We start from the raw sequence: 26,257 nt of genomic DNA on the forward strand, positions 1-26,257 counted from the left end.
CTGTCCCCTCCATCACGTCCTGCCCGCAGGCAGCCGTCAAGTGACAGCAGGGCATCGTGATGTGGCCGGAGCGTGAACGAACCGTTCACAGAACCGATCGGGCCCAGTCGCCTTGCTCAGTCGCGCCGCCCAGTCGTCCCACCTGCGTCGGCGGTACCGCGTACCCGCGTACCGCTCAGTCCATCCGCCGTGCGGAGCCCAGCAGTCCGGTCTCCGCGTCCGTGGCCTGGGTCATCACGAACTGGCGGTCGCGGGCGCTGCACCACAGTGTCACGCCGTCCGCGAGGGTCGACAGGGCCTCGGTCTCCGCCTGCGGAAGATTCATGATCCGCCCGATCTGGGCGGCCTCGTCGGGCGAGACCCGCTGCACACCGACCAGGTCCGACTTCTCCAGCAACCGGGGCGCCACCGGGCTCAGATACGGGAGCAGCGTCACCACCGACTGCCAGGGCGCCGAGACCACGCGTCCGCGCGGCGGCCGCATGCCGCAGTCACGGATGACCACGACGGGCGAGCCCGCGGAGGCGCCCTGTGGCGGCACCCGGCCCACGTCGTGCAGCGCGATGCACTGCTGGCCGCCGCCCGCCGCCTGGGCGAGCGCCGTCCAGGACGGGCCCCGGCCGGTCTCGACGGTGACGCGCGCGCCCGTGGCCGCCGCCCGCAGCGCGAGCACCTGCGCGGTCCAGAGCCCGCCGATCAGCGTCACGTCGTACGCCGTCGGGCGGTTGATGCCGAGCACCGAGGGGCGGCCCGACGCGTCGACGCCGATGACCACGCCGTCGTCGCCGACCGGCAGGGCCAGCGACTCCAACTGGTCCGCGGCCAGCGCGTGCCGGTCGCGGCGCGGCCCGATGAGCCCGAAGCCCATCCGGGCCCGCCCCTTGCGCACGTCCGGAGCGGACACGGCACCAGGGGTACCGGGAACGCCAGGGGACGACGCGGAGACGGGAACGGAAGCAGAGGGGAAGACCGGCGAGGTCGTCATCAGCGCGCGCCTCCCAGCGGCAGCGTGGCCAGCATGCCCGGCAGCTGTTCGCGGTCCAGGCGCACCAGGCCCGTCTTCACACCGCGCGCGGTGCGCTCCAGTTCGCGGCGGGCGGTGACCAGTTCCTCGTCGCTGCGGCCGGTTATCCGGACGTGTCCGGTGAGCGTGACCTCCTGGCGGTCACCGGCGGCCAGCGTCAGGCTGAACGTGGTGGCGAGCGCGGGAAGAGAGGTGAGCAGGGCGACCAGCTGCGGCATCGAGGCTCCGCCGCCGCCCAGTTGGGGCCAGCGCCCCACCCAGTACGTCGTGTGGCGGCGGTCGTCGCAGCGCCAGGTCCGGGCCGTCTCCTGGGTGCGCCGCCCCGGTGTGCCCGCGCGGCCCGCCTGGGTGATGGCCATCGGATTGGCGCAGGTCGAGGTGGCGATGGCGCCGGTCAGCTCCTGCTCGGTCAGGACCGTCGTACGGAACCCCGCCCCGGTCAGCCGGCTGGCCAGCTGGTCCGCCGCGCGCACCAGGCACTTCTGCGCGCCGGTGAGCCCGCCGCCGCGCGCCGCCACCGCTTCGGGGCAGAGCTCGGGGTCGAGCTTCAGCGCGATCCAGGTGATGCGGACCGCGGGCGATCCCGTCTGGGCCTGCAGCGGTGCGTAGTTGCGGGCGGCCACCGACTGCGACGGCAGATGCGGGGCCGGTGCGGGCTGGGTGTGCTGCACTATCTGCGCCGACTCCAGACGGATGCCGTCGACGTCCAGCGCGTCCCGTACGAGAGCGAGCGGCAGTGGCCGGGCGCCCCGGTCGGGGCGCAGGGCGGTGCCGTCCAGCTCGATCTGGAGCAGCGCGGTCAGGAAGGTGCCGTCGCCGACCATGCCGACCGGACGGCGGTCGCGGTCGCCGAACGTGTAGGTCCGCAGCGCCGGGTCGCACTCGACCGCGGGCGCGAAGCCCGGTTCCGTACCGGCCGGGACCGGCAGGCTCGCGGCCCTGCGCGTACGCGCGCGCAGCGCCAGTACCGTGCCCAGCCACTCGGGCAGCGAACGCCGGTGCCGGCGCACCACCGCGAGCAGGACGAGCAGCACGGCGACCACACCGGCGGGCACCAGCATCATGGTGTTGATCACCCACGCGACCAGCAGCACGGCGGCGGCCAGTTCCACCAGCACGAGTTGTTGCAGTCGGAACGAGCCGAAGTGTCCGGGCCGGGCCTTGAGACGGGGCGCGGAGGCTCCCGGGGCAGGGGCCGACGGACCGGCGGCGGCAGACCGCACCCGCGTCGCGGACGCCATCACTCCACCACCACCCAATCGTGCGCAAGCACCCAAAACATCCGGATTCCCCCAGCTCGGCAAGGGGGCTTGACGGCGGCTTCACCCTACCCGCCCCGCAGGCACCCTCGGTCAACAGGCATAGTAGGGGGCCGGTCTGACAATCGAGCCCCGGGGACCGCAGGACCAGGTCCGCCCCCGGGGCTACGCGGGGAGAGACAGAGGCGCATGGCATCACGGCGGGACGAGCTCAACGCGTACACCTTTGCGAAGAAGCGCACGGTGGCGGCGTTTCTGCAACCGTCTCCCACCGGCACGGAAGAAGGCGCCCCGCGTCCGCTGAAGGCCATCGTGCCGAGCGTGATCGTGGCCGCGCTCTGCCTCGCCGGTTTCGGCGCCTGGGGGATGTTCAAGCCCAAGGCGCCGCAGGGCTGGGACACCCCGGGGGCCAAGGTGATCGTCGGCAAGCAGTCGACGACCCGCTATGTCGTCCTGTCGACCGGCAAGGGCAAGGACAAGAAGACCCTGCTGCACCCGGTGCTCAACCTGGCCTCGGCACGACTGCTCCTGGATCCGCAGAAGTTCGACGTCATCCAGGTCAGCGACGACATCCTGGACTCGGGCAAGCTCGCGCGCGGCCCGATCCTCGGCATCCCCTATGCCCCGGACCGGCTCCCGGCCGCGAGCGAGGCCGGCAAGGCCAAGCGCTGGGCGGTCTGCGAGCAGCCGGGCGGCGGCAAGGACTCGGTCCAGAAGGCGTCCTTCGTCTTCGCCGACCGCGACTTCAAACTGACCGACGGCAAGCAGCGCCTGACCGACGGCCAGGTCATGTACGTACGGAACCTGAAGACCGACGCCCGCTACATAGTGGACGCCAAGGGCACCAAGTACCTGGTGAAGGGCGCCCCGGGCGATCTGCTCGCCCGTACCCTCTTCGGCGCGGACGAGCAGCCGCAGCCGGTCACCGACGACTGGCTGGCCACGCTCGACGACGGCACCCCGGTCGACTTCCCGGCCGTCCCGGGGCAGATGGGTGCCCGCGCGGCCACCGGCGGCGGCCTGTCGGCGGACGAGGACAAGGTCGGCATGGTGCTGCGCGCGCAGACCGGCGCGGGCCCTCAGCAGTACGTAGTACTGCAGGGCAAGGTCCAGCCCGTCTCCGACTTCACGGCGTGGCTGCTGCTCAACTCGCCGCAGACCAAGACGCTCGGCATGCGCGGCGAGGTCAAGGACGTCGACGCGGCGTCGATCGCTCCGAAGACGGAGTTTTTCGGCGCGGCGAACAACTGGCCCGAGAAGAAGGCGACTCAGGTCAACGCGGGCGCGGGCACCGCCGCTTCGGGCGCCAGGAGCACGGTGTGCAGCGTGCTGCGCTCGGTCGACGACAAGGGCGGCACCACGCTCTCCACCTGGGCGGGCACCGAGTACCCGGCGGCCATCACCGCGGGCGGCACCAGCACCTATGTCACCCCCGGCACCGGCCTCCTGTACACCCAGGTGCAGGGCAAGCAGACCAAGCCCGACGGTTCGCTCTTTCTGGTGACCGACACCGGTCTTCGGTACGCGGTCCAGGCGAACGGCGACAGCGACGCCGCCCGCTCCGACATCGGCGCGGGCGACCAGCAGAAGCCGGACGACGGCCGCCCCGAGCCGAGCCAGGCGCAGCAGCGCCTCGGCTACGAGAAGGTCACCCCGGCCCTGGTGCCCATGAAGTGGTCGGATTTCCTGTCCAAGGGCCCGCGGCTCGACACCAACAGCGCCCGCCAGCCCCAGGGCTCGTAGGGGAGGACTTCCGTGTTGCAGTACAAGAAGCCGCTCCTTGCGGGTGTGGTGGCGGCCGTGGCCGGTCTCACGCTCGTACCGCCCGCGTACGCCGATACCGCGCCGCCCCGCGACGGCCTCGGGATCAACGGCAGCGGTGAGTGCACCTTCCCGATGAAGGAGCAGATCGAGGGCCTGCCATGGGCGCTCCAGCGGGTGCAGTTCGACCAGTTGTGGCAGGAGACCAAGGGCAAGGGCGTACGGGTCGCGGTCATCGACACGGGTGTCGACATCGCCAACCCGCAGCTCAAGCCCGCCGTGGACGCCAAGAGCGGCGCGGACTACCTCAAGCCCGAGAAGGACGGCACGGGCGAGCAGAACGACAAGCGGGGCAAGACCGGCGGCACGGTCGACGAGGTCGGCCACGGCACCAAGGTCGCCGGCATCATCGCGGCGCGCCCGCGCAAGGGCACCGGTTTCGTCGGCCTGGCCCCCGAGGCGACGATCATCCCGATCCGCCAGAACGACGAGAAGAACAGCGGCAAGACCGACACGATGGCGCAGGCGATCGACCACGCCATCGCCGAGAACGCCAACGTCATCAACATCTCGCAGGACACCACCGAGCCGATGTCGCTCAACTCGCCGCTGGCGCAGGCCGTGCGGCGGGCGCTGGCGAAGGACATCGTGGTGGTCGCCTCGGCGGGCAACAACGGTACGGACGGCCAGCTCAAGGACACGTTCCCGGCCGCCTTCCCGGGCGTGCTCGCCGTCGCCTCCTCGGACCGCAACAACGAACGCGCGGTGTTCTCGCAGCCGGGCACGTTCGTCGGGGTCGCCGCCCCCGGCGTCGACATCGTCTCGACGGTGCCGGGCAACGGCCAGTGCTCGGACAACGGGACCAGCTTCTCCGCTCCTTATGTGGCCGGGGTCGCGGCGCTGCTGCGCGCCAGGTACCCGAAGTGGTCGGCCGCGCAGATCGTCGCGCGGATCGAACAGACAGCGGAACGTTCCGTCAACGGCCACGACAACTTCGTGGGCTGGGGCGTGGTCGACCCGGTCCGCGCGGTGACCGACGACTCGCCCCCGGAGGCGGTCGCGCACCCCGACCCGGGCCCGCCCAAGCCCCCGGCCCCGGACGTGGCCGCGCTCGCCCTGTCCGAGACGCCGCAGCAGCGCAACGAGCGGTACGCCACGTACGCGTTGGGCATCGGCGCCCTGCTCGTCGCGGTGGTCGCGGGTACGGCGACGGTGATCCGGGACGCGCGGCGCCGCGGTGTGCGCAAGGTGAACGGGGCGTCCGGATGAGGTGCGACGAGGTGCGACGGGCTTCGACGGGGTTCCCGGACGACTGTGACGATTCTGAGTACTAATACTCATGGGCACGGAATCGGGAGTGACTAGAGTGATCAGGTGAGCGGTTGCGCCCTTCGCGGGCGTGACGACACGCGAGAGCGTGGAGCTCAACAGCGGCACAGGCAGTACCAACGGGGATTTACGGGGAGGAAACAGTGGCCGAGCCGAACGGCACCACCGGCGGCGGCAACGGTGAGCGGGGCGGCAAGCCGGACCTGGGAGTCGACGGCGTCAGCCTGGCCGACTTCAAGGGCCGGATGGACGAGCTGCTGCGCTCCCTGGACAAGTCCCCGGCCCGGCACACCAAGATCGCCGACCAGCGCGTCCAGCCCGCGTCCTACGGCACGGGGTTCGCGGCGGCGGATGAGCTGCACAAGGCGTACGACAAGGTGCGGACGAACCTGGAGCGGCTCAGCAAGATCTTCGGCGACCAGATCGAGGGCATGGGCATCGCCGTGCACATCGCCGACAAGGGGTACGGCGGCATCGACGTCGACGAGGCGCAGCGGTACCAGGCGATCCGCAAGGAGACCGAGAAGTACTACGAGTCTCCGGGGGCGGGCCAGGACGACGGCAAGGGCAAGGGCCCGGACCCGGCGAACAAGGGCACCGACGCCGGTACCGACACCGGAACCGGCCAGGACGGCAACAGCGGACACGGCAAGGACGCCGACTCCGGCGGACTGAAGTAAGGGGGAGCGACGATGGCAACGGACGAGTTCGAGGGCATGTCGCTGGAGGCCCTCAACGCGATGCTGGCCTCGGCCAATCCGGCCGAACTGGCGGGCGCGTCGCACGCGTTGGGCGCCGCCGCGCCCGACATCGCGAACATCGCGCGGGACCTGCGCTGGTACATCGAGCAGGTCAAGTGGCACGGCGCCGGTGGCGACGCGTTCCGCGAGTGGGGCCGCGGCATGGTGTCGGAGACCCTGGTGCTGAGCGAGTACGCGGCGGTCGTCGGCCAGGAGATGGGCCGCGCGGGCCAGGCCCTGCACGAGGCGAAGGCGGCGGTCCCGGCGACGGACGCCATGTGCTACGCCGACCCCGAGAAGGAGAAGGCCCGGCTGGCGGCGGTGGCGCCGAAGACGAACGAGGCGATCAACCAGCTGAACCGGTTGTCGTCGTTCTACAACGCGTCACGGGACCGGATCGCGGCGCAGCCGGAGCCGAGGTTCGCAGCGTTGCCGGACACCGGCACCAGGGTGACCGACACCGAGCAGCGCTATGGCGCGGCCGGTTCCGGAACCAGCGCTGCCAACAGCAGCTCTGGCGGGCATGCCGGCGCGACGACCACAGGCGGGCATGGGTATGCCACGACGGGCGCGGCAACGCCGTCGTCGCACACGTCGGTTGCCCGGACCGCAGTCGCCGCCCCGCACGAGTCGGCGGGTACCGCCATCGATTCCGTGAAGATGGCTCCGCCCCCGGAGACCACGACGCGGCCCACCCTGCCCACTGGGCCCACGCCCGTGCAGGGGCAGACGCCAGTTCTCACCCCGCCGCCGGTCCTGCCCGGTCCGCTCGGCAAGAGCGGCCTGGAGCGGCCGTCGACGATGACCCGCGTCGGCGTGCCCGGCGAGGGCCCGTCCAGCGGCCGCTCGACCGGAGGTCTGCGCGGTCCGGGTATCGCTCGTCCGAGTGGTCTGCCGGGCACCGCTCGCGGTGTCACCCCCGAGGGCATCACCGGCGGGCGTCCCATGCCGACGACCGGCCGTGGCACGTCGCCCCGGCTCCCGATGGGCACGGTCGTCGGCGAGGAGCGGGCCGGGACCGGGATGGGTCGTCCGCCGATGGGCGGCATGGGGCACGGCCCCGGCGGCGCGCCGCGTGGAGCCACGGGTATGGGCGGTCGCAGGCTGGCCTCAGAGCCCGGTGGAACTGTTGGGGCTCCGCGTGCGTCTTCTGCCGGGCGTGGCGAATTCACCCCCGGTGGTACGGGGTTGGTGAACGGCAACAAGCGAGGCACGGACCGGCGTCGTTCCACATCGTCCAGCGCGCCCGACTACCTGGTCGAGGACGAGGAGACGTGGGCGATGGACCACCGCAAGGTCGTCCCGCCGGTCGTCGACTGACGTACGCAAACCATCACCGCTTCAAGGAGTCCGCAGTCCCATGTTCAGCTCAGCCCGCGCAGTGCGCAGCCGCTCGGCACTTCTCGGTGCCGGCGTGGCTGCCGCGCTGGCCTGCTCGGTCGGCACGGCGCCGGTGGCGCTGGCCGACGACATGCGGTCCAAGCAGTGGTACCTGGACGCGATGGACGCGGACGCCATGTGGAAGGTCAGCACCGGCAAGGGCATCACGGTCGCGGTGATCGACACCGGCGTCCGGTCCGAGCCGGAACTGACCGGACGGGTGCTTGACGGCCGTGACCTCACGGCCTCCGGTAGTGCCCGGAAGGATACCGATGGACACGGGACGTCCATGGCCGTGACCATCGTCGGCAGTGGCGCTGACGGCGGAGTCAAGGGTCTGGCGCCGGACGCGAAGATCCTGCCCATCAAGTCGGCAACCGGACAGAATGAGTTCGGCGAGATGCTCACGATCGCCAAGGGCATCCGCTATGCGGCGGACTCGGACGCCCGTGTCATCAACATTTCGCGTGTCGGCAAGTCACCCACCGACAGCGATAAGCAGGGGCTGTCATCAGCCGTCAACTATGCTCTGGCCAAGGGGAAGTTGATCTTCGCTGGCTCCGGTAACGACGGGGACAAGGGCAACCCGATCGAGTACCCGGCCGCGACCCCCGGCGTCGTTGCGGTCGGCTCGATCGGTGTCGACGGCAAGCTGTCGAAGTTCTCCAGTACCGGCAGCCACCTCGGACTTGCCGCGCCCGGCGACAAGATCCCGGCGCACTGCAGTGACGGCAACGGCTACTGCGAGGCAAACGGCACCAGTTTCGCCACCGCAATCACCTCCGCCACAGCCGCCCTCATCTGGTCCGCCCACCCCGACTGGACCGGGAACCAGGTGTTGCGCGTGATGATGGAGACCGCCGGGCACAACGGCAAGGTGCCCAGCCAGTACATCGGCTACGGCACCGTCAGGCCCGCCCAGGTGTTGCTCAAGGGCAACGGCGACCCCGGACCCGCCGACATCAACCCGCTGCTCGCCGCCCGAGGCGGTGGCGGGACCACTACTTCCCCCTCTCCAGCAGCAAAGGGGGCAGGCGACGGCGTACAGGAGAAGCCGGGGAGCGGCGAACAGCGCGCCTCGGCCGGGGAGTCGAAGGACTCCACGCCCTGGACGGCCGTCGCCATCATCGCCGCAGCCGTCGTCGCCATCGGCGGCGCCGTCGCGGCGGTACGTGTACGCAACAAGCGAGCCCGGGCGTAATCACTCGCTCGGACACTCACGAGAGGGAAGACAATGAGTACCAACCCCGGTGGTCAGAGCATTGGCTACGACGCCGTCACCAAGGCCAAGAACGCCATTGAGGAAACCGCTCACGACATGAGCCTGCAGATCCGCGTGCTGGCCGACGCGATCGCCACGGTCGGTGCCGGGTGGACCGGTTCCGGTGCCACGCAGTTCACCACCGCGCAGGACACGCTGAACCGGCGCCACGACGACATCCGCCGCAAGCTGGACGTCCTCTACAACGCCGTGGTCGGCACGAAGAACCTCAACTCGCAGAACGACGAAGACGTCGATGCCGCGTTCCGGGCGATCAACGCGCAGGGCGGGGCCACCAGCGGCGGTGTGCCCAACACCTCCGGTCTGAACAGCCTGTAGAGGCAGCCGCACCACCCGCACGCACCACCCCGCGTACGTACACACTTCAGACTTCACGAGGAGCAGACATGGGCGACACCAATCCCGACCTCAAGATCCGGTATGAGAGCGTCCAGGGGATCGCGGACAGCATCCGCGGCATCTCCAAGCGCATCATGGACGACCTGGCCCGCATGGAGGCGGCCGTGAAGGTCGTCGCGGACACCTGGGACGGCGAGGCGCACGGTGCGTACCTGAAGGTCCAGAAGGACTACAAGGCCGACGCCCACGACATCCAGCAGACGCTGGAGAAGATCGCCAAGACGATCGAGCACGGTAAGGGCAGCTACCACGCGACCGACCTCAAGGCGTCCCGCCTGTTCACCGAGGCGTACTGACCCCTCGGGCGGTAGAGCGGTAGAGACGTACACGAAAGGGGGTCACGCCCGGTGTCGGGCGTGACCCCCTTTGGTATGCCGTCAGAAGCGATCAGCCGTCGCCGGAACCGATCAGCGCAGGTCGAACTCGCCGTCGCGGGCCCCGAGGACGAACGCCGTCCACTCCGCCTCCGTGTACCGCAGCACGGTCTCCGGGTCGGTCGAGGACCGCATCGCCACCGCGCCGCCGGGCAGATGGGCGATCTCCACCCGTTCCTCCGCCTCCTCGGTCCCGGGCGCGCTCACCCATTCCACGCCCGAGATGTCCAGGGCGTACAGCTCGTCCTTCTCACGTTCGCTGCCCATCAAGCACGTTCCCTTCGAAGTCCACTGGGCGCCAGCGTAGTTGGAACCGGGGGCGCCGCACGAGCGGTTCTCGTACGTCGCCCCCGGTTCCGGGCGGTCACTTCTCCGGCAGCCAGCCCAGCTGCACCAGCGGCGTGCCCCGCTTGCGGGAGACGAAGTAGCCGCGGCCCTGCGGCATCGGGCGCGGGCGGACGTTGCCCAGGACGTCGCCCTCGCTCGGGTCGCCGGACAGCACCACGCCCTGGGCGCCGAGTTCCTTGATGCGCTGCATGAAGGACTCGTACATGGAGCGCGACGCGCCCGCCGAGCTGCGGGCGATGATGAAGCGCACGCCCACGTCCCGCGAGAACGGCAGGTTCTCCACCATCACCGACAGCGGGTTGCCCGCGTTCGTCGAGACCAGCTCGTAGTCGTCGATGATGATGAACACCTGCGGGCCGGTCCACCAGGAGCGGTCGCGCAGCTGCTGCGGGGTGACGTCGGCGGGCGGCTGGCGGCGGACCATCAGGTCCGCGAGCGCGTTCATGTGCATCTCCAACGCGCTGGAGATGGGCGCGTATTCGAGCAGATGCGTCTCGGGGACGACGTCGAGCAGCGAGCGGCGGTAGTCGCCGACCACGATCTTGGCCTCGTCCGGCGAGTAGCGCTCGGAGATCTTCTGGGCGAGGTGGCGCAGCAGCGCCGTCTTGCCCGACTCGCTCTCGCCGAAGACCAGGAAGAACGGGTCCGTCTCGAAGTCGACGAACACCGGCTCCAGATTGGTCTCGTCGATGCCGATCGCCACACCGTGCTGCGGGAACTCGAAGCCCTTGGGGAGCTGGTCGGCGGGGAGCTTGCGGGGGAGCAGACGCACGGTCGGGGCCGCCGGGCCCTGCCACGCCTCGCTCACCAGGCGGACGAACGACTCCGTGGCCTCGGACAGCGAGTCCGCATCGTGCGAGCCGTCCACGCGCGGCAGCGCCGACATGAAGTGCAGCTTCTCCGCGACCTGGCCGCGACCGGGCATGCCCACCGGCACGTTGGCCGCCACCCGGCGGTCGAACTCGGAGTCCATCGAGTCACCGAGCCGCAGCTCCAGGCGGCCCAGGACCTGGTCCTTGAGCGAGGCCCGCACCTCCATGTAGCGGGAGGCGGTCAGCACCACGTGGATGCCGTAGCCCAGGCCCCGGCTCGCGATGTCCTGGACGACGCCGTCCAGCATCTCGTAGTCGCCGCGGAAGGCGCCCCAGCCGTCGATGACCAGGAACACGTCGCCCCAGGCCTCGCCCGCCAGATCACCGGCCGCGCGGCGGCGCCGGTAGGTGGCGATGGAGTCGATGCCGTTGGCCCGGAAGAACTCCTCGCGCCGGTTGAGCACGCCCGCGACCTCCGCGACCGTACGCCGCACCCGCTCGGGGTCGAGGCGGGAGGCGACACCGCCCACGTGCGGCAGCCCGGCGATCGCCGACAGACCGCCACCGCCGAAGTCCAGCCCGTAGAACTGCACTTCGTGCGGGGTGTGGGTCAGCGCGAACGACGCGATCAGGGTGCGCAGCAGCGTCGACTTGCCGGACTGCGGGCCGCCGACGACCAGCATGTGGCCGGCCGCGCCCGAGAAGTCGCGGTACAGCACCTCGCGGCGCTGCTCGAAGGGCTTGTCGATGAGGCCGAGCGGCACGATCAGACCGCCGGGGCGGGTGTACTCCGTCGCGTTGAGACCGCGCTCGGCCGTCGTCGCGATCCCCGGCAGCAGCTGGTCGAGCGAGGGCGCGTCGTCGAGCGGCGGCAGCCACACCTGGTGGGCGGGCACGCCCTGGCCCTCCAGGCGCCGCACGATCACATCGAGGACGGTGTCCGCCAGCGCGTCGTCCTCGGTCGAGCGGTTGAGGAGCGCCGGGTCGGGCGCCGCGTACACGACCGGCACCGGGGCCGCCGTGAACACCGCGGGGCGCCGCTCGATCGGCAGCGGCCCGATCGACAGGTCCGAGCCGCCCGAGCGGTAGGTGCCCGAGACGTACGCCGCCTTGAAGCGGACCATCTCGTCCGTGCCGAACTTGAGGTAGCCGGAGCCCGGCACCGACGGCAGGTGGTAGGCGTCGGGCACACCGAGCGCGGTGCGCGACTCGGCCGCCGAGAAGGTGCGCAGACCCACGCGGTACGAGAGATACGTGTCGAGGCCGCGCAGCTTGCCCTCCTCCAGGCGCTGCGAGGCGAGCAGCAGATGCACACCCAGCGAGCGGCCGATGCGGCCGATCTGGATGAACATGTCGATGAAGTCGGGCTTGGCGGTGAGGAGTTCGGAGAACTCGTCGATCACCAGGACCAGCGAGGCCAGCGGCTCCAGCGGGGCGCCCGCCGCGCGCGCCTTCTCGTAGTCGTGCATGTTGGCGTAGTTGCCCGCCGAGCGCAGCAGCTCCTGGCGGCGCTGGAGCTCGCCGCGGATCGCGTCGCCCATGCGGTCGACCAGGGTGAGGTCGTCCGCGAGGTTGGTGATGACCGCCGCCACGTGCGGCATGTGCGACATGCCGGTGAAGGTCGCGCCGCCCTTGAAGTCGGCGAGGACGAAGTTGAGCGTCTCCGAGGTGTGGGTGACCGCGAGGCCCAGCACCAGGGTGCGCAGCAGCTCCGACTTGCCGGAGCCGGTGGCGCCCACGCACAGGCCGTGCGGGCCCATGCCCTCCTGCGCCGCCTCCTTGAGGTCCAGCATCACCGGCTGGCCGTCCTCGCCCACACCGATCGGCACCCGCAGCCGCTCGGCCGTCGAGCGCGGCCGCCAGGTCCGGGCGACGTCGATGGAGCCCGCGTCGCCCAGGTTCAGCAGATCCGTGAAGTCCAGGTTGGCGAGCAGCGGCTCGTCGTCGTCACCGCCGCCCATCTGCAGCGGCGCGAGCTGGCGGGCCAGCGCCTCGGCGGCCGGCAGTGACATCTGGTCGGGCACACCCTCGTACGCCATCCCGAAGCCCGACTCCAGGCGCAGCCGGCCCGGGCGCACCACCACGGACAGGCCGCCGCGCGGCTCGTCGAGCTCGCCCGGCACCACCTCGATGATGGTGACGCCCTGAAGTCCCTCGGCCGCCGCGAACAGCGAGTCCGGCGGCACTATCCCGCCGTCCAGGACGACCACGAGGTGCGGCTGGTCCAGGACCGGCTGGTTGTCGCGGCTGAACCGGGGCCGCCCGTCCAGACGGCTGTGCAGCAGCAGTTCCAGCTCGCCCAGGTCGTCGCCGAACAGCCGCTTCGTACCGGCCCCGTCGACCTGGCCGGGCAGCTGGGTGTGCGGCAGCCACTTCGTCCAGTCCCAGCGCGGGACCGCGCCCGGCGCCGCCACCACGGCGACCATCAGGTCGTCGGGGGAGTGCAGCGTCACCAGCTGCGCGACCAGCGCGCGCGTGGCCGACTGGGCCGCGTCCACGTCGCCGGAGACCGTCACGTGGTAGAAGGCGCGCATCGAGACCGCCATCGGCAGCCCGTCCAACGAGCCGTGCACCGCGAGGAACTGCTGCATCGCGCCCGCGCACAGCGGCTCCAGCTCGTCCACCGGCGCCGTCTCGGGCGCTATCAGCGGCGTCGACAACTGCTGGGCGCCGAGCCCGATCCGGGCCTGCCCGAAGTCGTTGTCGCCGAGCCGGCGCTCCCAGACCCGCGAGCCCTCCGCGACCACCGACCACAGCTGCTCGGGGGCGGGGTGCAGATACAGCTGCGCGTCGCGCTGCTTGCGCGCGGTCTTGCGCACCGTACGCCGGGTCTGCGCGAGGTACTTGAGGTAGTCGCGCCGGACATCTGCCATTTGCCCCTGCGCACCCTTGCGGAACTTCACGAGCTGCGCGATGACCATGGACAGCGTCGACACCAGCATCAGCGCGCCCATGATCTTCATGAACGGCGCCGAGTTGGGCATGAAGAAGAACACCACGGACGAGCCCATGCCGAGCATCGGCAGGAGCTGCATCAGCATGGACTCCTGCTGCCCGCGCGGCAGCTCCGGCGGGGCCTCCAGCCGCAGTTCGTCCGAGGAGACATCGGGCGGCAGGGACCGCGGCGGGCGTTTGACGACGATCTGGCTCACCGGAGCATCAATCCCTCAATACGGACGGGTCATTCGGCACCGGCGCCCCCGTGGCGACAGTCTCCCTCCGCGCGACGGTGATCCTACTTGCAGCCTGTGACACCGGAGCCCGGTAGGGTGGCGCGCGCAGTGTGCGCAACCGCGAATCAGGGGGTCCGTAAGCGTGAGTACGACGGCGGCGACAGGCTTCTGCCGGGTCACAGTGGTGGCGCCCGACAGTCGCATCGATGTGGCTCTCCCGGAGGACATCGCCGTTGCCGACGTCTATCCGGAGATCCTCCGGCTCACCGGGCAGACCCAGCCGGCGGGCGCCCCGACCGGCTACCACCTCGTACGGCGTGACGGCACCGTCCTCGACGGCGCCCGCACCCTCGCGGCCCAGCAGGTCCTCGACGGCGAGCTGCTGAGCCTGCGCCCGTTCGCCGAGTCGCTGCCGCCGGCCGTCTTCGACGACGTCTCGGACGCCGTCGCCTCGGCCGTCACCCGCGACCGCCATCTGTGGAGCGACGACCTGCTGCGCGGCGCCGGCCTCGTCGGCGGCGTGCTGCTGCTCGTCCTGATGGGCTTCGTCCTCTGGTACGCCGACCCGGTCGACCACGTCATGCACGGGCTGCCCGGCATCATCGCGGGCTCGGCGGGCCTGCTGCTCACCGCCTTCGCCGGGGTGCGCGCCCGGGTCTACTCCGACCGGTCCAGCGCCGTGGCCCTGGGCCTGGGAGCGCTGCCGCTGCTGCTGATCGCGGGCTCCGGGATCATCGGCCCGGACCACGGCGACGGCCCCGGCAAGCTCCAGTTCCTGCTCGGCTGTGTGACCGTCCTGGTCGCCTCGGTGACCCTCGTCGCCCTCACCCCGAGCGGCGACGCCCCGTTCGTCGCGGCCACCTTCCTCGCCGCCACCGGCACCCTCGCCACGTTCGTGGCGATCCTGACCGAGTCCAGCGCCACCCGTACGGCCGCGGTGTGCGCGCCCGTCGCCATCGGCCTGGTCGCCTTCCTGCCGAGCCTGTCCGCCCGCTTCGCCCGGCTGCCCATCGGCTACGCCTCCCCGCGCAGCGCCACCGACGACTTCGGCGCCGAGCCGAACGCCGCCCCCGAGGCCCGCCCCGTCGACGCCGAGCGCATCGCCGCCCAGGCCCGGCGCGGCCACGAGATGCTGCTCGGCCTGGTCGGCGGCTGCGCGGCCGTGGTGGTCGGCTCCGCCGCCGTCCTCGGCTTCTCGCACAGTGTGTACGGACAGCTGCTCGCCCTGACCTCGGGCCTGGCGATGCTGCTGCGCGCCCGTCTGTTCCGCTACACCTCGCAGGTCGCCTGCGTCCTGGTGGCCGGCATCGCCGCGATCGCCCTGCTGGTCCTGGGCATGTCCCTGAACCCGCCCGGCGATCTGCTGTACGAATTCGTCCGCTACGGCGACCGCGGCTCGCTCGACATCCGTACGATCTGGCTCTCCGCGGCCGTGGCCGCAGGCGCCGCCCTGATCACCGCCATAGGGCTGATCATTCCGAAGAAGGGCCTCTCGCCGTTCTGGGGCCGCACCCTGGACCTCGCCGAGGGCGCCGTCCTGCTCTCGCTCGTCCCGCTCTGCCTGGCCGTCCTCGACGTCTTCAACCAGGCCCGCTCGCTCACCAGCGGCTGACCGGGGCCCTCGCGGACCCGCCGGACACGCCCGGGGGTCCGCGAACCCCTCGAATGGACGAGTCCCCGCGTACTGGTACGCTGTGTGACGGCCGTTTGTGTACGCGTCTTCGGATTCTTCTGGAGGCTGCGCCCAGCGGATCCCCGCCTCCCGAGTAACGGAAGCTCCCCTGAGACCAAGACCAGGGGCACTCGGTGGCACATCAAGACTACGAGGAGTACCGAGTGTCTCTCGACGCCGCTACGAAGAAGCAGATCATGTCCGAGTTCGGCCAGAAGGAGGGCGACACCGGCTCCCCCGAGGTCCAGGTCGCCATGCTCTCCCGCCGCATCTCGGACCTGACCGAGCACCTCAAGACCCACAAGCACGACCACCACTCCCGTCGTGGTCTGCTGATCCTGGTCGGCCAGCGCCGCCGCCTGCTGCAGTACCTGGCCAAGAAGGACATCCAGCGCTTCCGTGCGCTGGTCGACCGCCTGGGCATCCGCCGCGGTGCGGCCGGCGGCGCCAAGTAAGTCGCCGTGAAGGGAGCGGTTCCCACCTATTAGGGGGCCGCTCCCTTTGCTGTACGTGCGGGACGTACCGGACGCTCAGTAGTCTGGTCGTACAACGCAACACACAATGAGCGAGAAGCCTCCTCCCCGCCGCCGGTCCTCGGTAGTGGCTCCCGGGGAGACAACGCCCCCGGGTGCTTCGATCGAAGACCGGCCCGCAGCCAAGGAGTGCTTCTCCGCCACACCGTCCCCCTGCCACACGGGCCCGGGGACGAAAGACGATGAGTGGAGAAAACGCTAGTGGAGAACGAGACCCACTACGCCGAGGCCGTTATCGACAACGGTTCCTTCGGCACCCGCACCATCCGCTTCGAGACGGGCCGGCTGGCCAAGCAGGCCGCCGGTTCCGCCGTGGCGTACCTGGACGACGACACGATGGTCCTTTCGGCCACCACCGCGTCCAAGAAGCCCAAGGACCAGCTCGACTTCTTCCCCCTGACGGTGGACGTCGAGGAGCGGATGTACGCGGCCGGCAAGATCCCCGGCTCCTTCTTCCGCCGTGAGGGCCGGCCCTCCGAGGACGCGATCCTCACCTGCCGCCTGATCGACCGCCCGCTGCGCCCGTCCTTCAAGAAGGGCCTGCGCAACGAGATCCAGGTCGTCGCCACGATCATGGCGCTCAACCCGGACCACCTCTACGACGTGGTCGCGATCAACGCCGCCTCCTGCTCCACGCAGCTGGCCGGCCTGCCCTTCTCCGGCCCGATCGGCGGCGTCCGCGTCGCGCTGATCAACGGCCAGTGGGTGGCGTTCCCGACGCACACCGAGCTCGAGGACGCCGTCTTCGACATGGTCGTCGCGGGCCGCGCCCTGGAGGACGGCGACGTCGCGATCATGATGGTCGAGGCCGAGGCCACCGAGAAGACCATCCAGCTGGTCAAGGGCGGCGCCGAGGCGCCGACCGAGGAGGTCGTCGCCGCCGGTCTGGACGCCGCGAAGCCCTTCATCAAGGTGCTCTGCAAGGCCCAGGCCGAGCTCGCCGCCAAGGCCGCCAAGCCGACCGGCGAGTTCCCGGTCTTCCTCGACTACCAGGACGACGTCCTGGAGGCGCTGACCGCCGCGGTCAAGGGCGAGCTCGCCCAGGCGCTCACCATCGCGGGCAAGCAGGACCGCGAGGCCGAGCTGGACCGCGTCAAGGAGCTCGCGGGCGAGAAGCTGCTCCCGGCCTTCGAGGGCCGCGAGAAGGAGATCTCCGCCGCGTACCGCGCGCTGACCAAGAAGCTGGTCCGCGAGCGCGTCATCAAGGACAAGGTCCGCATCGACGGCCGTGGCATCACGGACATCCGTACGCTCGCGGCCGAGGTCGAGGCCATCCCGCGCGTGCACGGCTCGGCGCTGTTCGAGCGTGGCGAGACCCAGATCCTGGGCGTCACCACCCTGAACATGCTCCGGATGGAGCAGCAGCTGGACACCCTTTCCCCGGTGACCCGCAAGCGCTACATGCACAACTACAACTTCCCGCCGTACTCCGTCGGCGAGACCGGCCGCGTGGGCTCGCCCAAGCGCCGCGAGATCGGCCACGGCGCGCTCGCCGAGCGCGCCATCCTGCCGGTCCTGCCGACCCGCGAGGAGTTCCCCTACGCGATCCGTCAGGTGTCCGAGGCCCTCGGCTCCAACGGCTCGACGTCGATGGGCTCGGTCTGCGCCTCCACCATGTCGCTGCTGAACGCCGGTGTGCCGCTCAAGGCCCCCGTCGCCGGTATCGCCATGGGCCTGATCTCCCAGGAGATCGACGGCAAGACGCACTACGTCGCCCTCACCGACATCCTCGGTGCGGAGGACGCCTTCGGCGACATGGACTTCAAGGTCGCCGGTACCAAGGAGTTCGTCACCGCCCTCCAGCTCGACACCAAGCTGGACGGCATCCCGGCCTCCGTCCTGGCCGCGGCCCTCAAGCAGGCCCGCGACGCCCGCCTCCACATCCTCGACGTGATGATGGAAGCGATCGACACGCCGGACGAGATGTCCCCGAACGCCCCGCGGATCATCACCGTCAAGATCCCGGTGGACAAGATCGGTGAGGTCATCGGCCCCAAGGGCAAGATGATCAACCAGATCCAGGAGGACACCGGCGCCGAGATCACGATCGAGGACGACGGCACCATCTACATCGGTGCCCAGGTCGGCTCGCAGGCCGAGGCCGCCCGCGCCACGATCAACGGCATCGCCAACCCGACCATGCCGGAGGTCGGCGAGCGCTACCTGGGTACGGTCGTCAAGACCACCACCTTCGGTGCGTTCGTGTCCCTGCTCCCGGGCAAGGACGGCCTGCTGCACATCTCGCAGATCCGCAAGCTCGCCGGTGGCAAGCGCGTGGAGAACGTCGAGGACGTGCTCGCGGTCGGCTCCAAGGTCCAGGTCGAGATCGCGGAGATCGACTCCCGCGGCAAGCTCTCCCTGATCCCGGTCGTCGAGGGCGAAGAGGACGAGAAGAAGGACGACACCGACAAGTGACGTCCCGTAGCTCCAAGGCGACGGCCCGCACCTCTTCGGAGGCGCGGGCCGTCGCCCGTACCCAAACGCTTCTGCCGGGCCGCAACGGCATCGGCACCGTCCGCCGTACGACCCTGCCCGGCGGCCTGCGGGTCGTCACCGAGACCCTGCCGTCCGTACGGTCGGCGACCTTCGGCATCTGGGTCCAGGTCGGCTCGCGCGACGAGACGCCCACGCTCAACGGCGCCACGCACTATCTGGAGCACCTCCTGTTCAAGGGCACGCGCAAGCGCAGTGCCCTCGACATCTCCGCCGCGCTCGACGCGGTCGGCGGCGAGATGAACGCCTTCACGGCGAAGGAGTACACCTGCTACTACGCGCGCGTGCTCGACACCGACCTGCCGCTGGCCATCGACGTCGTCTGCGACATGCTGACCGGCTCCCTCATCCTCGAAGAGGATGTGGACGCCGAGCGCGGAGTGATCCTCGAAGAGATCGCGATGACCGAGGACGACCCGGGCGACTGCGTGCACGACCTGTTCGCGCACACCATGCTCGGCGACACCCCGCTGGGCCGCCCGGTCCTCGGCACGGTCGACACGATCAACACCCTGACCCGGCCGCAGATCGCGCGCTTCTACAAGAAGCACTACGACCCGCGCCACCTGGTCGTGGCGGCCGCCGGAAACGTCGACCACGCCACCGTCGTACGCCAGGTCCGCAAGGCGTTCGAGAAGGCCGGCGCGCTCTCGCGCACGGACGCGGTCCCCCTCGCCCCGCGCGCCGGCGCCCGCGCCCTGAAGACGGCGGGCCGCGTCGAACTGCTGAACCGGCGCACCGAGCAGGCCCATGTCGTCCTCGGCATGCCGGGCCTGGCCCGCACCGACGAGCGCCGCTGGGCGCTCGGCGTGCTGAACACGGCCCTCGGCGGCGGCATGTCCTCGCGTCTCTTCCAGGAGGTACGCGAGAAGCGGGGCCTCGCCTACAGCGTGTACTCGTACACCTCGGGCTTCGCGGACTGCGGCCTCTTCGGTGTCTACGCGGGCTGCCGTCCCAACCAGGTCCACGACGTCCTGAAGATCTGCCGCGACGAACTGGACCGGGTCGCCACGGACGGTCTGACCGACGACGAGATCGGGCGCGCGGTCGGCCAGCTCTCCGGCTCGACCGTCCTGGGCCTTGAGGACACGGGCGCGCTGATGAACCGCATCGGTAAGAGCGAGCTGTGCTGGGGCACCCAGATGTCGGTCGACGACATGCTGGCCAAGATAGCCGCGGTCACCCCGGACGAGGTCCGTGAGGTGGCCCGTGATGTGCTGGGACAGCGTCCCTCGCTGTCCGTCATAGGCCCGCTGAAGGACAAGCAGGCCGACCGCCTCCATGAAGCGGTCTCCTGACCCGTACGCAATCCGTACGTACGTGTACGCAAGGACGTGAGGAAGCAAGCATGAGCAAGCTGCGCGTGGCGGTTCTCGGCGCGAAGGGCCGCATCGGCTCCGAAGCGGTACGGGCCGTGGAAGCGGCCGAGGACATGGAGCTGGTGGCGGCTCTCGGCCGGGGCGACAAGCTGGAGACGCTCGCGGACGCGGGCGCCCAGGTGGTGGTCGAACTGACCACCCCCGCCTCGGTGATGGGCAACCTCGACTTCTGTGTGCGCCACGGCATGCACGCGGTCGTCGGCACCACCGGATGGACCGAGGACCGCCTCGCGCAGCTCACCACCTGGCTGGACGGCTCGCCGTCCACCGGGGTGCTCATCGCCCCGAACTTCTCCATCGGGGCCGTCCTCACGATGAAGTTCGCGCAGCTCGCCGCGCCCTACTTCGAGTCCGTCGAGGTCGTCGAGCTGCACCACCCGAACAAGGTGGACGCGCCGTCCGGCACGGCGACGCGCACCGCGCAGCTGATCGCGGCGGCGCGCGCCGAGGCGGGCGTCGCGCCCGCGCCGGACGCCACGGTGACGGCGCTGGACGGGGCGCGCGGCGCCGACGTCGACGGCGTCCCGGTCCATGCCATCCGGCTGCGCGGTCTGCTCGCCCACCAGGAGGTCCTGCTCGGCGCCGAGGGCGAGACGCTGACGATCCGTCATGACTCGCTCCACCACAGCAGCTTCATGCCGGGCATCCTGCTCGGCGCGCGCCGCGTGGTGACCACTCCGGGCCTGACCTTCGGCCTGGAACACTTCCTCGACCTGAACTGAGCTGGACTGCCGGTCATGCGCGCAAAGATCACTTACTTCGTCACGGCTGCCGTCCTGGTCTTCTATTTCGTCCTGGTCGGCAGCCGGGGCGTCATGCTCATCCAGGACGGCAAGCCGATCACCGTCACCATGGGGATCGCCGTCCTCGTGCTGCCGCTGATCGGCGTCTGGTTCCTGTGGGCGAACACCCGGTTCGTGACCCGGGCGAACGCGCTTGCGGCCGAGCTGGACGCGGAGGGCGGCCTGCCGGTCGACGAACTGGTCCGCACGGCCGGCGGCCGGATCGACCGCGCCTCGGCCGACGCCGTCTTCGCCCGCCGCAAGGAGGAGACGGAGGACTCCCCGGACGACTGGCGCTGCTGGTTCCGGCTTGCGGTGGCCTACCAGGACGCCCGCGACACACCACGCGCGCGCAAGGCGATGCAGCGGGCGATCAACCTCCGCGAGGGCAAGCCGGTCTAGCGGCCCGAAGGCCCCGCCTCAGCGGCGGTACTCGTCGCCCCACGCCTCGACCGTGTCGGCGGCCCGGTCGAAGGCTTCGACGCGGGACAGGAAGTCCGCGTTGTGGTCCGTGAGCAGCACCGGGAACCGTGCTCCGCCCCGCGTGGCGGCGAGCAGCGCCTGTCCCTGCACGGTCCGGGGCAGACCGAGCCACCGCACCGGCTGCTGCACCGTCCGTACGCCCTCGACCTTCTGCCACGAGACGGTGGACGTCCGGAAGAAGCCCACCCGGCGCAGCCCGGCCCGGCTGACCCACACGCCCACCCGCAGCAGCCGCAGCGCCGACGCGATCACCAGCAGGGCGACGGCCAGCACCGCGACCGCGGCGGCCGGCCCGCCGGTGAAGGCGATGATCACCGCGGAGAGCAGCACGAACGACGCGAGGAGCAGCAGCACCGCGGCCGCGCCGACCCGCCAGGGGCCCGGCCGGTAGGGGCGGCGCCAGCGATCGTGGTCGTCGAAGGGCAGCGTGACATCGTCGGCGGTCGCATCGAATGCGCGGTCGGCCGTCAGGAAAGGCAGGGGCACGACTGATCCTCACTCACAAGCACGCTCGATTGGCTGTGCCCGGTGAGGCTACCCAGGAGGCCGTCGTACGACCACTTCCGGGGGGCCGGACGAGTCAGCGGCCGTCCGCGGCCTGGGAGTGCTGGGTCTGGCCCGGCGACTGGCTCGACTCCATCGCGGGCAGGCCGAACAGGAGCGAGCCCGCGAGCCCGGCCACCACGGTGAGCCCGATCAGCGTACGGCCCACTATTCGGCCGGCACCGGCGCGCTCGCGGGGCGGCGGGGTGACGTTGCTGCGGAACTGTTCGGCTTCGGCGACGAACGCGAAGGGGACGGACCGGACGGACTCATGCCGGCGCAACATGAGGGGCTGCTCCTTGTCTGTGTGTGTCTACGTGTGTCTGCGTGTGTCTGCGTGTGTGTGGTGCGAAGTCTGTGTGTGGGGTCCGTGTGTGACGCGGACCATGTGGGTCTACTGGTACAGACGCTCGAAGTTGCCGATTGGTGCCCGAATTCCCCGAATTGCCGAAGAAGTTCGTGACGGTTCGTCAGGGAGGGCGTTGTCAGTGCCGGGCCGTAGAGTGGTCGGCGCCGTTATCGACCTGGAAGGACCCGCCGGTGACCGACACCCCCGCCGCAGACCTCAAGCCCAGCTTCCGCAGTGATGTCACCGTCGAGTTGGTGAAGCACACCGCCGGCGACTCCGACGTGCTGTGGGCGGCTCGCGTCTCGACCGCCGGCGAGCAGTCCCTGGAGGAGCTCCAGAAGGACCCCGAGCGCTCCAAGGGCCTGATCAACTACCTGATGCGGGACCGCCACGGCAGCCCCTTCGAGCACAATTCGATGACGTTCTTCATCAGCGCCCCGATCTTCGTCTTCCGCGAGTTCATGCGGCACCGGGTGGGCTGGTCGTACAACGAGGAGTCGGGCCGCTACCGGGAGCTCCAGCCGGTCTTCTACGTCCCGGGCGCCGAGCGCAAGCTCGTCCAGCAGGGCCGCCCCGGCAAGTACGAGTTCGTCGACGGCACCGAGGCCCAGCAGGAGGTCACGGGCCGCGCCATGGAGGACTCGTACCGCCAGGCGTACGAGGCGTACCAGGAGATGCTGGCGGCCGGTGTAGCCCGCGAGGTCGCCCGTGCCGTCCTGCCGGTCGGCCTCTACTCGTCGATGTACGCGACGTGCAACGCCCGCTCCCTGATGCACTTCCTGGGCCTGCGCACGCAGCACGAGCTGGCGAAGGTGCCGTCGTTCCCGCAGCGGGAGATCGAGATGGTCGGCGAGAAGATGGAGGAGCACTGGGCGAAGCTCATGCCCCTCACGTACGCCGCCTTCAACGCCAACGGCCGCGTCGCCCCCTAAGTGATGTCGCCCTCGCACGAGGGTGAAGCAAGAGGGCGAATCCGCCCCTACGGGCACAGATGTGCTGATACCTCGCGGAAAGTGTCCGTATTGCGGCGTTTCGCGTAGTTCATCTAGGCTGATCAAACGGACCCGGCACTGCTTGAACCCCCGAGCAGGCAGTGCCGGGCTCCCTCTGCCACGTCCCCCGAGGGGACACCGGGCGCTGAGCAGCGAGTAGCGTGTTACCCATGGCTCCGATCTCCACTCCGCAGACCCCCTTCGGGCGGGTCCTCACCGCCATGGTCACGCCCTTCACGGCGGACGGCGCACTCGACCTCGACGGCGCGCAGCGGCTCGCCGCCCACCTGGTCGACGCAGGTAACGACGGACTGATCGTCAACGGCACCACCGGCGAGTCCCCGACCACCAGCGACGCGGAGAAAGACCAGCTCGTACGGGCCGTACTGGAAGCGGTCGGAGACCGGGCCCACGTCGTCGCCGGGATCGGCACCAACGACACGCACCACACCCTGGAGCTGGCCCGCGCGGCCGAGCGGGCCGGCGCACACGGCCTGCTCGCCGTCACGCCGTACTACAACAAGCCCCCGCAGGAGGGCTTGTACCGGCACTTCTCGGCCATCGCCGACGCCACCGAGCTCCCGGTGATGCTCTACGACATCCCCGGCCGCAGCGGTGTGCCGATCGACACCGAAACCCTGGTGCGCCTCGCCGAGCACCCGCGTATCGTCGCCAACAAGGACGCCAAGGGCGACCTGGGCCGTGCCAGCTGGGCCATCGCCCGCTCCGGCCTCGCCTGGTACTCCGGCGACGACATGCTCAACCTGCCGCTGCTCTCGGTCGGCGCGGTCGGCTTCGTCTCGGTGGTCGGCCATGTGGTCACCCCCGAGCTGCGCTCGCTCCTCGACGCCTATGTCTCGGGCAACGTGCAGAAGGCCACCGAGATCCACCAGAAGCTGCTGCCGGTGTACACGGGCATGTTCCGTACGCAGGGCGTCATGACCACCAAGGCCGCGCTCGCCCTCCAGGGCCTGCCCGGCGGACCGCTGCGGCTGCCGATGATCGGGCTGACGGCGGAGGAAACCGCCCAGCTCAAGATCGATCTTGCCGCCGGCGGGGTACAGCTGTAACCACAGACTTCACAACTGAATACGAAGAACCAACAGACAACAGCAAGTGCACGAATGTCATGCGCGCCACGTGCCTTACAGGTACGTGGCGTGTGTGGTGAGGAGAGTCTTTTGAGTCATCCGCATCCCGAACTCGGCACCCCGCCGAAGCTTGCCAAGAACGGCCTGCGCGTCACCCCGCTCGGCGGTCTCGGCGAAATCGGCCGGAACATGACGGTCTTCGAGTACGGCGGACGCCTGCTCATCGTCGACTGCGGCGTGCTCTTCCCCGAGGAGGAGCAGCCCGGCGTCGACCTGATCCTGCCGGACTTCAGCAGCATCAGGGACCGCCTCGACGACGTCGAGGGCATCGTGCTCACGCACGGCCACGAGGACCACATCGGCGGCGTCCCGTACCTGCTCCGCGAGAAGCCGGACATCCCGCTGATCGGCTCCAAGCTGACCCTCGCGCTGATCGAGGCCAAGCTCCAGGAGCACCGCATCCGCCCGTACACGCTGGAGGTCGCCGAGGGCGACCGCGAGCGCCTGGGCCCCTTCGACTGCGAGTTCATCGCGGTCAACCACTCCATCCCGGACGCCCTCGCGGTCGCCATCCGCACCCCCGCGGGCATGGCCGTCCACACCGGCGACTTCAAGATGGACCAGCTCCCGCTGGACCGCCGCCTGACCGACCTCCCCACCTTCGCGAAGCTGGGCGAGGAGGGCATCGACCTGCTGTTGGTGGACTCCACCAACGCCGAGGTCCCCGGCTTCGTGCCGCCCGAGCGCGACATCTCGAACGTCCTGCGCACGGTCTTCGCGAACGCCCAGAAGCGCATCATCGTGGCCAGCTTCGCCAGCCACGTGCACCGCATCCAGCAGATCCTGGACGCCGCCCACGAGTACGGCCGTCGGGTCGCCTTCGTCGGCCGCTCCATGGTCCGCAACATGGGCATCGCCCGTGACCTGGGCTATCTGAAGGTCCCGGCCGGACTCGTCGTCGACGTCAAGACGCTGGACGATCTGCCGGACGACGAGGTCGTGCTGGTCTGCACCGGCTCCCAGGGCGAGCCGATGGCGGCCCTGTCCCGGATGGCCAACCGCGACCACCAGATCCGGATCGTCCAGGGCGACACCGTGATCCTGGCGTCGTCCCTGATCCCGGGCAACGAGAACGCGGTCTACCGCGTCATCAACGGCCTGACCCGCTGGGGCGCGAACGTCGTCCACAAGGGCAACGCCAAGGTGCACGTCTCGGGCCACGCCTCGGCCGGCGAGCTGCTGTACTTCTACAACATCTGCAAGCCGAAGAACCTGATGCCGGTGCACGGCGAATGGCGCCACCTGCGGGCCAACGCCGAGCTCGGCGCGCTGACGGGTGTGCCCAAGAACCACATCGTCATCGCCGAAGACGGCGTGGTCGTCGACCTGGTCGACGGCTCGGCCCGGATCGTCGGCAAGGTCCAGGCGGGTTACGTGTACGTGGACGGCCTCTCGGTCGGCGACGTCACCGAGGCCTCGCTCAAGGACCGCCGCATCCTCGGCGACGAGGGCATCATCTCGGTCTTCGTGGTGGTCGACTCGACCAGCGGGAAGATCGTGAGCGGCCCGACCATCCAGGCGCGCGGTTCCGGCATCGAGGACTCGGCGTTCACGCCGGCGCTCTCGAAGATCGAAGAGGCGCTGAACAAGTCCGCCCAGGACGGCGTCGTCGAGCCGCACCAGCTCCAGCAGCTGATCCGCCGCTCGGTCGGCAAGTGGGTCTCGGACACGTACCGTCGCCGCCCGATGATCCTCCCGGTGGTCGTAGAGGTCTGACGGACCGTCTGACACCACCGGCGTACGCCCGGAGCGGGGCCCCTCGATTTGCGTCGGGGCGCCCCGCTCCAGTACGTTTACATCTCCTCCAGACGGGAACCCGACACCTTCGCGTGTCGCCCGCGTCATCGACGCGGGAGCCGGGAACCGGATGGGATCGGAAAATCCGACATCAGAATCTCTGATAAAGTCGGAGCCGCCGGAAAGGGAAAGCGCGAAAGCGAAAACCCCGGAAAGCAAATCCCGCCGACACGGGAATCGGACACGAAAGAGTCTGATAGAG

Annotated in this window: 22 protein-coding genes; 16 read left to right on the forward strand and 6 right to left on the reverse strand. The window is 70.2% G+C overall.

Going from position 1 to position 26,257, the window contains the following annotated elements; genetic code table 11:
- Positions 1-175: 175 nt before the first annotated feature.
- Positions 176-868: a hypothetical protein gene (locus tag ACGFRG_RS35485; RefSeq protein ID WP_361433236.1), complete on the reverse strand. Its 693-nt coding sequence runs from the start codon at positions 866-868 to the stop codon at positions 176-178.
- 116 nt (positions 869-984) lie between these two features.
- A complete protein-coding gene (gene eccE, locus ACGFRG_RS35490; RefSeq protein WP_361433189.1) occupies positions 985-2,265 on the reverse strand; it encodes a type VII secretion protein EccE in 1,281 nt (426 codons plus the stop codon).
- 207 nt (positions 2,266-2,472) lie between these two features.
- Between eccE and eccB the strand changes: the two genes are divergently transcribed.
- The 7 genes from eccB to ACGFRG_RS35525 all read left to right on the forward strand — a co-directional run bounded on the left by eccB (position 2,473) and on the right by ACGFRG_RS35525 (position 9,470).
- On the forward strand, positions 2,473-4,026 hold the full coding sequence (eccB, locus tag ACGFRG_RS35495; RefSeq protein WP_361433191.1) for a type VII secretion protein EccB: 1,554 nt from the start codon (positions 2,473-2,475) through the stop codon (positions 4,024-4,026).
- Between the two features lie 12 nt (positions 4,027-4,038).
- Complete coding sequence (gene mycP, locus ACGFRG_RS35500; protein ID WP_361433193.1) at positions 4,039-5,313, forward strand: type VII secretion-associated serine protease mycosin; 1,275 nt, start codon at positions 4,039-4,041, stop codon at positions 5,311-5,313.
- A gap of 203 nt (positions 5,314-5,516) precedes the next feature.
- Positions 5,517-6,053, forward strand: coding sequence for a hypothetical protein (locus ACGFRG_RS35505; protein ID WP_361433195.1), 537 nt, complete (start codon positions 5,517-5,519; stop codon positions 6,051-6,053).
- 12 nt (positions 6,054-6,065) lie between these two features.
- The gene (locus ACGFRG_RS35510; RefSeq protein ID WP_393270735.1) at positions 6,066-7,433 is read left to right on the forward strand and encodes a WXG100 family type VII secretion target; all 1,368 of its coding nucleotides are present in this window, start codon (positions 6,066-6,068) and stop codon (positions 7,431-7,433) included.
- 40 nt (positions 7,434-7,473) lie between these two features.
- On the forward strand, positions 7,474-8,694 hold the full coding sequence (mycP, locus tag ACGFRG_RS35515) for a type VII secretion-associated serine protease mycosin (RefSeq protein WP_393270738.1): 1,221 nt from the start codon (positions 7,474-7,476) through the stop codon (positions 8,692-8,694).
- A 33-nt stretch (positions 8,695-8,727) separates the two neighbouring features.
- Positions 8,728-9,093, forward strand: a complete 366-nt coding sequence (locus tag ACGFRG_RS35520; RefSeq protein WP_361433202.1) for a WXG100 family type VII secretion target — start codon at positions 8,728-8,730, stop codon at positions 9,091-9,093.
- Positions 9,094-9,161: 68 nt separating this feature from the next.
- On the forward strand, positions 9,162-9,470 hold the full coding sequence (locus ACGFRG_RS35525; protein ID WP_361433204.1) for a WXG100 family type VII secretion target: 309 nt from the start codon (positions 9,162-9,164) through the stop codon (positions 9,468-9,470).
- A 111-nt stretch (positions 9,471-9,581) separates the two neighbouring features.
- Here ACGFRG_RS35525 and ACGFRG_RS35530 read toward each other — a convergent pair whose 3' ends face one another.
- A complete protein-coding gene (locus ACGFRG_RS35530) occupies positions 9,582-9,815 on the reverse strand; it encodes a DUF397 domain-containing protein (protein WP_393270742.1) in 234 nt (77 codons plus the stop codon).
- Positions 9,816-9,912: 97 nt separating this feature from the next.
- Positions 9,913-13,860, reverse strand: coding sequence for a type VII secretion protein EccCa (eccCa, locus tag ACGFRG_RS35535; RefSeq protein WP_393270745.1), 3,948 nt, complete (start codon positions 13,858-13,860; stop codon positions 9,913-9,915).
- Between the two features lie 163 nt (positions 13,861-14,023).
- On the opposite strand from eccCa, the gene eccD reads away from it, so the two are divergent.
- From eccD to ACGFRG_RS35565, 6 genes are all read left to right on the forward strand, one after another.
- Positions 14,024-15,493 (forward strand): type VII secretion integral membrane protein EccD, encoded by a 1,470-nt coding sequence (eccD, locus tag ACGFRG_RS35540; RefSeq protein WP_393270748.1) that lies wholly within the window; start codon positions 14,024-14,026, stop codon positions 15,491-15,493.
- Positions 15,494-15,717: 224 nt separating this feature from the next.
- The gene (rpsO, locus tag ACGFRG_RS35545) at positions 15,718-16,008 is read left to right on the forward strand and encodes a 30S ribosomal protein S15 (protein ID WP_067164948.1); all 291 of its coding nucleotides are present in this window, start codon (positions 15,718-15,720) and stop codon (positions 16,006-16,008) included.
- A gap of 279 nt (positions 16,009-16,287) precedes the next feature.
- Positions 16,288-18,501: a polyribonucleotide nucleotidyltransferase gene (locus ACGFRG_RS35550; protein ID WP_393270751.1), complete on the forward strand. Its 2,214-nt coding sequence runs from the start codon at positions 16,288-16,290 to the stop codon at positions 18,499-18,501.
- On the forward strand, positions 18,498-19,877 hold the full coding sequence (locus ACGFRG_RS35555; RefSeq protein WP_361433218.1) for a pitrilysin family protein: 1,380 nt from the start codon (positions 18,498-18,500) through the stop codon (positions 19,875-19,877). Before ACGFRG_RS35550 ends, ACGFRG_RS35555 begins: the two co-directional genes overlap by 4 nt.
- A gap of 50 nt (positions 19,878-19,927) precedes the next feature.
- The gene (gene dapB, locus ACGFRG_RS35560; protein ID WP_393270755.1) at positions 19,928-20,680 is read left to right on the forward strand and encodes a 4-hydroxy-tetrahydrodipicolinate reductase; all 753 of its coding nucleotides are present in this window, start codon (positions 19,928-19,930) and stop codon (positions 20,678-20,680) included.
- Positions 20,681-20,695: 15 nt separating this feature from the next.
- On the forward strand, positions 20,696-21,142 hold the full coding sequence (locus ACGFRG_RS35565; protein ID WP_361433222.1) for a hypothetical protein: 447 nt from the start codon (positions 20,696-20,698) through the stop codon (positions 21,140-21,142).
- 18 nt (positions 21,143-21,160) lie between these two features.
- On the opposite strand, the gene ACGFRG_RS35570 is transcribed toward ACGFRG_RS35565, so the two are convergent.
- On the reverse strand, positions 21,161-21,709 hold the full coding sequence (locus tag ACGFRG_RS35570) for a hypothetical protein (RefSeq protein ID WP_361433225.1): 549 nt from the start codon (positions 21,707-21,709) through the stop codon (positions 21,161-21,163).
- Between the two features lie 94 nt (positions 21,710-21,803).
- Positions 21,804-22,052: a hypothetical protein gene (locus ACGFRG_RS35575; protein ID WP_361433227.1), complete on the reverse strand. Its 249-nt coding sequence runs from the start codon at positions 22,050-22,052 to the stop codon at positions 21,804-21,806.
- Positions 22,053-22,306: 254 nt separating this feature from the next.
- On the opposite strand from ACGFRG_RS35575, the gene thyX reads away from it, so the two are divergent.
- The 3 genes from thyX (at position 22,307) to ACGFRG_RS35590 (ending at position 25,974) form a co-directional block, all read left to right on the forward strand.
- Positions 22,307-23,047 carry an FAD-dependent thymidylate synthase gene (gene thyX / locus ACGFRG_RS35580; protein WP_361433229.1) on the forward strand — a complete coding sequence of 247 codons (741 nt, stop codon included), beginning with the start codon at positions 22,307-22,309 and terminating at the stop codon, positions 23,045-23,047.
- A gap of 230 nt (positions 23,048-23,277) precedes the next feature.
- Positions 23,278-24,177, forward strand: coding sequence for a 4-hydroxy-tetrahydrodipicolinate synthase (gene dapA / locus ACGFRG_RS35585; RefSeq protein ID WP_361433231.1), 900 nt, complete (start codon positions 23,278-23,280; stop codon positions 24,175-24,177).
- Between the two features lie 111 nt (positions 24,178-24,288).
- Complete coding sequence (locus tag ACGFRG_RS35590; protein WP_361433233.1) at positions 24,289-25,974, forward strand: ribonuclease J; 1,686 nt, start codon at positions 24,289-24,291, stop codon at positions 25,972-25,974.
- Positions 25,975-26,257 lie beyond the last annotated feature (283 nt).

Source organism: Streptomyces sp. NPDC048696 (assembly GCF_043198895.1).
In the GTDB taxonomy this organism is placed as follows: domain Bacteria; phylum Actinomycetota; class Actinomycetes; order Streptomycetales; family Streptomycetaceae; genus Streptomyces.